Below are 9,188 nucleotides of genomic sequence, written 5' to 3'. Positions count from 1 at the left end.
TTCTCGGCCTGACCCCCAGTCAGCGGGGCTTGTCTTCGCGGCTGTTGGGCCGTTCCGACGTCTCAAACCTTAGCGGATCCTCTCGGCGATTCCCAATCGGGCCGCCGAGCCCCAATTCGAATTGAATTCGGGCATGCCGAAATCAACCCCGTGGGGAGATCGTGCTGTGGTTTGGTTTGCCGCTCGCGCGGCGGGAGGTGCTGTCGCAGAACCGTTACGGCTCGGCGGCAACCCGAAGAACTTTACGGATCGGGCAGGGGGCTGTCAAGCATCCCTTGTCAAGATCTTTTGCTGTCCGGGGCAGCGTCGCATCAGTCCAGGTCGCTGAGGCGTCCGCCGGCGTCCGGCTGGGCGTGTTCCACCCTGCGGAGCAGGCGGGTCAGGACCTCGCCGAGGGTGGTGCGCTCCTCCGCGGAGAGGTCCTGGAGAAGGTCCTCCTCGAAGACGGAGGCGAGGCGCATGGCCTCGAGCCACTTCTCGCGACCCTCGACGGTCAGCTCGACGATGACGCGGACGCGGTTGGACTCGTCGCGCTCCCGGGTGACCAGGCCCTCGGCGACCATGCGGTCGATGCGGTGGGTCATCGCGGCCGGGGTGAGGCCGAGGCGCTTCGCGAGGTCGCTGGGGCCCATGCGGTAGGGGGCGCCGGAGAGGACGAGGGCCTTGAGGACCTCCCAGTCGGCGTTGCTGATGCCGAGGGCAGCGGTCTGGCGGCCGTAGGCGACGTTCATGCGGCGGTTCAGGCGGGACAGTGCCGAGACGATCTTCTCGACCTGGGGGTCGAGGTCCTGGAACTCGCGCTGGTAGGCGGCGATCTGTTCTTCGAGTGTCGGCTCACTGGCGCCGGGGGTGTCGCCCATGGGCCGAGTATGGCACGGGCCTGCTTGGCGTTGAAGTCCTTCCCTGTGTACTCTTTAGCTTCGAAGTTTAGCTTTGAAGTCTTCAGGTCTGCATATGAGGAGAGGTGAACGTGACCAGGGCGATGGGCGCAGCGATGCGCCGGATCCACGTGGGCAATGCACTCAGCGCGTTCGGGCTCGGTTTCACGGTCCCCTACCTGTACGTCTATGTGGCGCAGGTGCGGGGGCTGGGTTCCATGACGGCGGGGCTCGTCCTCGCCGTCTTCGCCGTCGCCGCGCTGGTCGTGCTTCCGTTCGCCGGGCGGGCGATCGTCCGGCGGGGCCCGCTACCGGTGCTGCTCGCCGCTCTGGTCACCGCCGCACTGGGGGCGCTGAGCCTGGGGCTCGCGGGGAGTGCGGCGGCCGTGCTGTTGTCGGCGGCTGCGCTCGGGGCGGGGCAGGCCGTGATGCAGCCGGCGCTCGCGACGATGATCGTGGACTTCTCCAGCGCGGAGACCCGGTCGCGGGCGTTCGCGACGCAGTTCTTTCTGCAGAACCTGGGGCTGGGCGTCGGCGGGCTGATCGGTGGCCATCTCGTCGACACGTCGAGCGTCTCGTCCTTCACTCTGCTGTTCGCGATCGAGGCGGCGATGTTCCTGCTGCTCGTCGTGGTGATGTCGACGGTGCGGATGCCGCGGGCGCCGCGGATCGAGGGGGCACCGGGGGCCGCGAAGGGGAGCTGGAAGCAGCTGCTCGGGAACCGGGCGATGGTGCAGCTGTGTGTGCTGGGCTTCGTGCTGTTCTTCGCTTGCTACGGGCAGTTCGAGTCGGGGCTCAGTGCCTACGGGGTCGAGGCGGCCGGGGTCTCCACGTCCGCGCTCGGGACCGCGCTGGCGGCGAACACGGCGATGATCGTGGTGGCGCAGTTCGCCGTGCTGAAGTTCGTCGAGCGGCGGCGGCGGTCGCGGGTCATCGCCGCTGTGGGGTTGATCTGGGCCGTGGCGTGGGTCGCGGCGGGGTACGCCGGGCTGGGGCACGGGAGCCAGGAGATGGCCACGGCGGCCTTCATCTCGACGTACGCGCTGTTCGGGCTGGGGGAGGCGATGTTGTCGCCGACGGTTGCTCCGCTGGTGGCGGACTTGGCGCCGGAGGGGATGGCTGGACAGTACAACTCTGCGTTCGCCCTGGTGAAGCAGCTTGCGTTGGCTGTTGGGCCGGCGGTGGGTGGGCCCATGGGGGCGGCTCTGCACGGGCCGTATGTCGTGACGTTTCTGGGGTTCTCGCTGGGGATCACGTGGCTTGCGTTGCGGATGGGGCGTCAGCTCACCGCCGTGCAGGATCAGCCGTGGCTGGCCAAGAGCCGGGTGGTGGCTCAGGGGAGTGCGTCGCCCAGCGGGCAGGCTCGTGCGCACGCCTGAGTTTGCTCGCCCCCGCCGCCCCTACCCCGTCCCTTCCCTGGGGGCTGCCGCCCCCAGACCCCCGCTACGGCCCTTAAAGGGCCTTGTCCTCAAACGCCGGACGGGCTGACATGCCTGGGCCGGGCTGAAACACACAGGTCCTCCGGTCAGGTTCTCGCGGCGTCCACGGCTGCCTTCGGCAGTACGAACTCGCACCACACCGCCTTTCCACCGCCTGGTGTCCGCCGTGAGCCCCACGCGGAGGCGATGGTGGCGACGATGGCGATGCCTCGGCCCGACTCGTCGGCCGGTTCGGCTCGGCGGCGCCGGGGGAGGTGGTCGTCGCCGTCGGTGACCTCGATGATCAGGCGGCGGTCGGTGCGGCGGAGGCGCAGGCGCATGGGTGGGGTGCCGTGCTGGAGGGAGTTCGCCACCAGTTCGCTGGTGGCCAGGACGCCCAGGTCGTGCAGGTCCTGCGGGAAGCGCCAGCTCGTCAGGACGCCGGAGGCGAAGGCACGCGCGCGGGGAGCCGCTTCCACGCCGCCCAGGAGCTCCAGGGCGGCGTTGCGGAAGAGGTCGCCGTCGGGGCCGGTGCGGGCCGGGTGCTGGAGGACGAGGACCGCTACGTCGTCGTCGTGGTCGGCGGTGACGCCCGCTGTGCGGACCAGGCGGTCGCAGATCACCTGCGGGGTGCCGGTCGCGCCGGCCAAGGCGCGCTCCAGGGAGGCGATGCCCTCGTCCAGGTCCTCGTCGCGGCGTTCGACCAGACCGTCGGTGTAGAGGACCGCCGTGGAGCCGGGGCTCAGGGCGATCGAGCCGGACGCGTGCATCCAGCCGCCCGTGCCGAGGGGCGGGCCGGTGGGTTCGTCGGCGCGCTCGACCGCGCCGTTCTCGTCGCGGACCAGGATGGGGAGGTGGCCGGCGGAGGCGTACACCAGGCGGCCCTCGTTCGGGTCGTGAATGGCGTAGACGCAGGTGGCGATCTGGTTGGCGTCGATCTCCGTGGCCAGGCCGTCCAGGAGCTGGAGGACCTCGTGCGGGGGGAGGTCCAGACGGGCGTACGCCCTCACCGCCGTACGGAGTTGGCCCATTACGGCCGCGGCGCGCACTCCCCTGCCCATCACGTCGCCGATCACCAGGGCCGTGCGGCCGCCGCCCAGGGTGATCACGTCGTACCAGTCGCCGCCGACCGCGGCCTCCGTGCCGCCGGGGTGGTAGGTGGCGGCGATGCGCAGGTCGTCCGGTTCTTCGAGCTCCTGGGGGAGGAGGGAGCGCTGGAGGGTGACGGCCGTTTCGCGTTGGCGGCGTTCGCTGGCGCGGAGGCGTTCGGCGGCTTCCGCGTGGTCGGTGACGTCGGTGGCGAATACGAGGACTCCGCTGCCGCTGCCGTCGCCCTCCATCACGGGGGTGCAGGTGAAGGTGTAGGAGCGGCCGTCGGGGGCCTTGCGGGACTTGAGGGTGCGGGGCTTGCCGCTGCGCAGGACCTGGTCGAGGAGCGGGAGCAGGCCCAGTTCGGCCAGTTCGGGGAGCGCCTCGCGGGCCGGTTCGCCCGGGGGGCGTACGCCGAAGGCCGCCACGTAGGCGTCGTTGACGTAGGCCAGGCGGTGGTCGGGGCCGTGGACCAGGGCGACCAGGGACGGGACTCGGTCGAGGACCTCGCGGACCGGCAGTTCGTCCAGGGCGGGGATCGGCTTGGCCTCGTCGGTGAGGTGTTCGGCGCGGGCCGCGGGGACGGCGCCCGGGCTCTCTCCCCGGCGTTCCTGGGTGACCGCCGCCGCGGTCTCGGTCCGCGCTGCGGCGCGGCGCTGCGTTCCGGGGAGCCGGGCGCTCCAGCGCGTGAAGTTCACGAATCCTTGCCTCGTGTCGTCGTCTTCGGCCTGCTCCGACCCGGCCTGGGGTCTGAGGGGCGGCACCAGCACCCCGGGAATGCAGCACTGTGGGGGAGCCTCGTGGGTCGAAGGGCGGGCGGGTGCCCGTCCGGGGTCGTCCAGGGTCGGGATCGGTTCGGGGATCAGTCTGGCAGTGCGGCCGACCTGGCCGACACCCGTCAGACGCCTGCCCCGTCGGTGGAGTTCCTGGGTCCGGTCAGGACGACCCCTTCGTGTCGTCTCCCCGGTTGAGGTGATGCTTTCCACCGGCCGCGAGTTCGAACTCCGCTCGGGGATGTTCGAGCGATCCGAGGGAGACGACCTCCCTCTTGAAGAGCCCCGACAGTGTCCACTCGGCCAGGACACGGGCCTTGCGGTTGAAGGTCGGCACCCTGCTGAGGTGGTAGACGCGGTGCATGAACCAGGCAGGGTAGCCCTTCAGCTTGCGCCCGTAGACGTGTGCGACGCCCTGGTGGAAGCCGAGGGAGGCGACCGAACCCGCGTACTTGTGGGCGTAGGCCTCCAGGGGTTCGCCGCGCAGGGCGTGAGCGATGTTGTCGCCGAGCGTCTTCGCCTGGCGCAGGGCGTGCTGCGCGTTGGGGGCGCACTCCTTGCCGGGTGCGCCGGCGGTGACGTCGGGGACGGCGGCGGCGTCTCCCGCGGCCCACGCGTGCGTGGTGCCCTCGATCGTCAGCTCGGGGGTGCACTTCAACCTGCCGCGCTCATTGAGTGGCAGGTCGGTCGCGGCGAGGATCGGGTGGGGTTTGACGCCGGCCGTCCAGACGACCGTGCGGGTCGGGAAGCGTGCGCCGTCGCTGAGGACGGCGACGCGGTCCGTGCAGGACTCCAGGCGGGTGTGCAGGCGTACGTCGATGTTGCGGCGGCGCAGTTCGGTCACGGTGTAGCGGCCCATGTCCTCGCCGACCTCGGGCAGGATGCGGTCGGAGGCCTCGACGAGGATCCACTTCATGTCCTCGGGCCGGACGTTGTGGTAGTAGCGCGTGGCGTAGCGGGCCATGTCCTCGAGTTCGCCGAGCGCCTCCACGCCCGCGTAGCCGCCGCCCACGAAGACGAAGGTGAGGGCGGCGTCGCGGATCGCGGGGTCGCGGGTGGAGGAGGCGATGTCCATCTGCTCGATGACGTGGTTGCGCAGGCCGATGGCCTCCTCGACGGTCTTGAAGCCGATGGCGTGATCGGCGAGCCCGGGGATCGGGAGCGTGCGCGAGACGGAGCCGGGGGCGAGGACGAGTTCGTCGTACGACAGTTGTTCGGTGCCGGTGCCCTCCTCCTCGGTGGCGAGGGTGCTGAGGGTCGCGGTGCGCTTGGCGTGGTCGATGGCCGTGGCCTCGCCGATGATGACCCGGCACTGGGGCAGGACGCGGCGCAGCGGTACGACCACGTGACGCGGGGAGATGGAGCCGGCGGCCGCTTCCGGGAGGAAGGGCTGATACGTCATGTACGGGTCGGGAGTGACGACCGTGATCTCGGCTTCGCCCCGGCCGAGTTCCTGTTTCAGCCTTCGTTGAAGGCGCAGGGCCGTGTACATCCCGACGTAGCCACCGCCGACAACTAGAATGCGCGCACGTTCCTTCACCATCCCATGACGCACCCGACGCTTGCGTTTGTCCACAGGCTCGACAATTTGTGTGACCGGAGGCCGTCGACCTCACGGTTTGGCCGATTTGCCGGAGTGCGCGGAAACATCCCAGGTCAGTGGGTGTGCGCCGGGGCATCACAGGTGGCTCAATCGGGACGTAAACGACTCGTACTCCGATCGAGGGGCGCTCCGTGCGGAACGTGCCCCTTCTGAATTGACCCTCGCTCAACTATGTTCTTGTGTCGACGGGGTGTAGGGGGATGCGCTCTTCGGGTCCGTGAGTCACACACGGCGGGCTCGTTGTCCGGGCTGGTTCCGCGACGCTCCGGCTTTTGCAATGACGGGGAGTGTCTCCGGGGGGAGACGTCATTACCGGGGGATCGCTTATGCATGTTCAGGATTCTCGATGGTCTTCCGCATCCGCCATCGCATCGGGCGGCGGAGCGGTGGGCGGCACGATGAGCGCGGCGGCGGGCAACGGACGCGCGGATGCGCGTACGACGCCGCTGCGCGTGGACGCACAGCGCAATCTGGAGCACGTGCTGCGTGCGGCGCGCGAGGTCTTCGGCGAGCTGGGGTACGGCGCGCCGATGGAGGACGTGGCGCGGCGCGCGCGGGTCGGCGTCGGGACGGTGTACCGGCGCTTCCCGAGCAAGGACGTCCTGGTGCGGCGGATAGCCGAGGAGGAGACCTCCCGGCTGACCGACCAGGCACGTGCGGCGCTCGGCCAGGAGGACGAGCCGTGGTCGGCGCTCTCGCGCTTCCTGCGCACTTCGGTGGCGTCGGGCGCGGGTCGGCTGCTGCCGCCGCAGGTGCTGCGGGTCGGGGTCGCCGACGACGGTTCCGGGCTCGACGAGGCCCGGGTGCCGCAGCAGCGGACGCAGCCGGGCACGGGTGAGCTGCGGCTGGTGTCCGAGCCGTCCGCGGCGGTGCCGACGGACGACGCGGGGGCGGCGGCGCTGCTCGACGTGGTGGGCCAGCTCGTGGAGCGGGCGCGCGCGGCGGGTGAGCTCCGGGCCGACGTGTCGGTGTCGGACGTCCTGCTGGTGATCGCGACGGCGGCGCCCTCGCTGCCGGATGCGGCGCAGCAGGCGGCGGCCTCGTCGCGACTGCTGGACATCCTGCTGGAGGGGCTGAGGTCGCGGCCTCAGTCGTGAGCCGGCCGAGGTGACCGTCGTGGCTCGGTGACCAGGAGAGTGACCAAGAGGCTGACCACGCGGGTGACCGAGAGGCGGGGTGCTGCGCCGCCCTCGCCTCGAACAGCGTCGCGGAATACGCCAGACATTTCCGGCATCATGGTCAACTTTCGCCCTGTGAAGGTTCTTTGAGCGTTTCCCACATGGGCGAGAGGTAGTACTACGGTGCTGGAAGTCCCCACGGATGGGTGGATGTCCGTACGGGTGGGGCCTGACCAAAAGCCCATATGGCACCCTGACCCGGTGTCCGGGACTGGTAGAGCTGGCGGCGGGGGCTTTCCGCGATGAGCAGTGACGGGTGGGACGAGTCACGCGGTGACGGTGACTCGGCGACTCCGCAAGTGCCGAGTCAGGGCGGACGGGCGGACCTGCCGCTGGGCGGCGGCCCCGCCGAGGGCCGCCGAAAGGCGCGCGCGGAGGGCAGCGTCCCCGCACAGCGCGACCGGCGCGAGGACGGCGCGTTGCCCACGCCGCGCGACCTGCCGCCGTCGGACGCCGACCTGATCGGGCGGATGCGCGCCGGTGACGACAGCGCGTACGAGGAGTTGTACCGGCGCCACGCGGAAGCGGTGCGCCGGTACGCACGCACCTGCTGCCGTGACGCCCACACCGCGGACGACCTCACGGCCGAGGTCTTCGCCCGCATGCTCCAGGCGGTGCGCGGCGGCTCCGGTCCCGAGCACGCCGTACGCGCGTATCTGCTCACCTCGATCCGGCGGGCCGCCGCGGACTGGACGAAGTCGGCTCGGCGCGAGCAACTGGTCGACGACTTCGCGGTGTTCGCCGCGCAGTCCGCGCGCGTGTCCGAGGTCTCGGGCGACGACACCTTGGACCTGGGCGCCGATGTGCGGGCGATGCACGAGGCCGAGCAGTCCATGGCCATGCAGGCCTTCCGGTCGCTGCCGGAGCGCTGGCAGGCCGTGCTGTGGCACACCGAGGTCGAGGACGAGTCGCCCAGCGAGGTGGCCACGCTCTTCGGGCTCGACGCCAACGGCACGCGCGTGCTCGCCAGCCGTGCCCGCGAAGGCCTCAAGCAGGCTTACCTGCAGGCCCACGTCAGCGCCAGCCTCGTCGGCGACGAGGGGTGCGCCCGCTACGCCGACCGGCTCGGCGCGTACGCCCGCGGCAGCCTGCGCGCCCGTGCCGAGCGAGGGCTGCGCAAGCACCTGGAGGAGTGCGCCAAGTGTCGGCTGGCCGCGGGCCAGATCAAGGAAGTCGCCAGCGGTATCCCGGCCGTCGTGCCGGTCGCGGTCATCGGCTGGTTCGGCGCCGCCGGGTACGCCAAGGTGGCCGGGCTGATCGCCGGTGGTGCCGGGGCGGGCGCGGCCGGTGCCGCGGGGGCGGCCGCGGCTGCGAGCGGCGGTTCGTCGAGCAGTGCGGCGGGGGGCGCGGCCGCGGCGGGCGGCAGTTCGTCCGGCGGGGCGGGTGCCGGGGGCGGTGCGGCAGCCTCCGAGGGGCTGGGCGCTCCGCTGAAGGCCGGTATCGCGGCCGGGGTGGTCGCCGTGGGTGTGGCGGCGGCGATCGTGCTCGCGCTGGCCGGCAACGACCGGCCGGCCCACAAGGAGGACGCCAAGCAGCCCCCCGTGCCCTCCCCCATCGTCGAGGAGACGCCGACGCCCGAGCCGTCGAAGGAGGAGCCCGTCCCGCAGCCGCCGGCGATCGTCCCGGCCGCGAAGCCGAAGCCGGCCCCGACACCCAGCCCGGCCCCGACGCCCACCCGCACGCCCGGTCAGACGCCCACGCCCTCCGCGGCGCCGACGCCTCCCCCCACCCCCACCCCCACACCGACACCCACGCCCACGCCGACTCCGACTCCCCCGCCCGCCCCGGTCGTCTACCAGCTGAGCGAGCTGTCGTACGACGTCGCCGGCGACGGCAGCGCACCCGAGATCCGGATCGGCGAGAGCAGCTGGGTGTGGCAGCGGTACGGCGTCTCGATCGCCGACAAGCGGTATGCGCACGGCGTCACCGTGCACGGCCGGTCCTCCGTCGTCATCGACCTCAACCGGGAGTGCTCGGCCTATGACGCGCTGGTCGGCGTCGACGACACCGCCCTGGGGCTCGGCAGGTTCTCCTTCTCGGTCTATGCCGACGGCGTCCGTCTGTGGCGGTCCGGAGTGCTCAAGGGCGGGGATCCGGCGGTGCCCGTCCATGTGAACCTCGCCGGGCGCGAGACCGTACGGCTGGTGGTCGAGCCGCACAGCACCGTCGACACCCTGATGTTGGCGGACTGGGCGGAGTCGAAGTTCAGCTGCGTGTAGCGGGTTCATCTGCGTACAGCGGGTCCAGCC

6 protein-coding genes are annotated in these 9,188 nt (G+C 71.3%); 3 read left to right on the top strand and 3 right to left on the bottom strand.

Annotation, left to right across the window (positions count from 1 at the left end; translation table 11 throughout):
- Window positions 1-311: 311 nt before the first annotated feature.
- Window positions 312-860, bottom strand: a complete 549-nt coding sequence (locus ABD932_RS40520) for a MarR family winged helix-turn-helix transcriptional regulator (protein WP_345021073.1) — start codon at window positions 858-860, stop codon at window positions 312-314.
- Window positions 861-994: 134 nt separating this feature from the next.
- Between ABD932_RS40520 and ABD932_RS40515 the strand changes: the two genes are divergently transcribed.
- Window positions 995-2,257 carry an MFS transporter gene (locus tag ABD932_RS40515; RefSeq protein WP_345021076.1) on the top strand — a complete coding sequence of 421 codons (1,263 nt, stop codon included), beginning with the start codon at window positions 995-997 and terminating at the stop codon, window positions 2,255-2,257.
- A gap of 146 nt (window positions 2,258-2,403) precedes the next feature.
- Here the strand turns inward: ABD932_RS40515 and ABD932_RS40510 are convergent, their stop codons facing one another.
- Both ABD932_RS40510 and ABD932_RS40505 read right to left on the bottom strand, forming a co-directional pair.
- On the bottom strand, window positions 2,404-4,083 hold the full coding sequence (locus tag ABD932_RS40510; RefSeq protein ID WP_345021071.1) for an ATP-binding SpoIIE family protein phosphatase: 1,680 nt from the start codon (window positions 4,081-4,083) through the stop codon (window positions 2,404-2,406).
- Between the two features lie 238 nt (window positions 4,084-4,321).
- The gene (locus ABD932_RS40505; protein ID WP_345021069.1) at window positions 4,322-5,701 is read right to left on the bottom strand and encodes an NAD(P)/FAD-dependent oxidoreductase; all 1,380 of its coding nucleotides are present in this window, start codon (window positions 5,699-5,701) and stop codon (window positions 4,322-4,324) included.
- A gap of 386 nt (window positions 5,702-6,087) precedes the next feature.
- Here ABD932_RS40505 and ABD932_RS40500 point away from each other — a divergent pair, with 386 nt between their 5' ends.
- Together ABD932_RS40500 and ABD932_RS40495 are read left to right on the top strand one after the other, a co-directional pair.
- Window positions 6,088-6,858 (top strand): TetR/AcrR family transcriptional regulator, encoded by a 771-nt coding sequence (locus ABD932_RS40500; RefSeq protein ID WP_345021067.1) that lies wholly within the window; start codon window positions 6,088-6,090, stop codon window positions 6,856-6,858.
- Window positions 6,859-7,181: 323 nt separating this feature from the next.
- Window positions 7,182-9,158 (top strand): sigma-70 family RNA polymerase sigma factor, encoded by a 1,977-nt coding sequence (locus tag ABD932_RS40495; protein ID WP_345021065.1) that lies wholly within the window; start codon window positions 7,182-7,184, stop codon window positions 9,156-9,158.
- The last annotated feature ends 30 nt before the right edge of the window (window positions 9,159-9,188 follow it).

The organism is Streptomyces shaanxiensis (assembly GCF_039537145.1).
GTDB lineage: Bacteria > Actinomycetota > Actinomycetes > Streptomycetales > Streptomycetaceae > Streptomyces > Streptomyces shaanxiensis.
Note: the sequence above shows the minus strand (reverse complement) of the source record. Positions and strands in the feature narration are given on the sequence as shown.

Coding starts and splice junctions, on each gene's coding strand:
- ABD932_RS40500 (WP_345021067.1), top strand. CDS start 6,088: ATGCATGTTCAGGATTCTCGATGGTCTTCCGCATCCGCCATCGCATCG.
- ABD932_RS40515 (WP_345021076.1), top strand. CDS start 995: ATGCGCCGGATCCACGTGGGCAATGCACTCAGCGCGTTCGGGCTCGGT.
- ABD932_RS40495 (WP_345021065.1), top strand. CDS start 7,182: ATGAGCAGTGACGGGTGGGACGAGTCACGCGGTGACGGTGACTCGGCG.
- ABD932_RS40505 (WP_345021069.1), bottom strand. CDS start 5,701: ATGGTGAAGGAACGTGCGCGCATTCTAGTTGTCGGCGGTGGCTACGTC.
- ABD932_RS40520 (WP_345021073.1), bottom strand. CDS start 860: ATGGGCGACACCCCCGGCGCCAGTGAGCCGACACTCGAAGAACAGATC.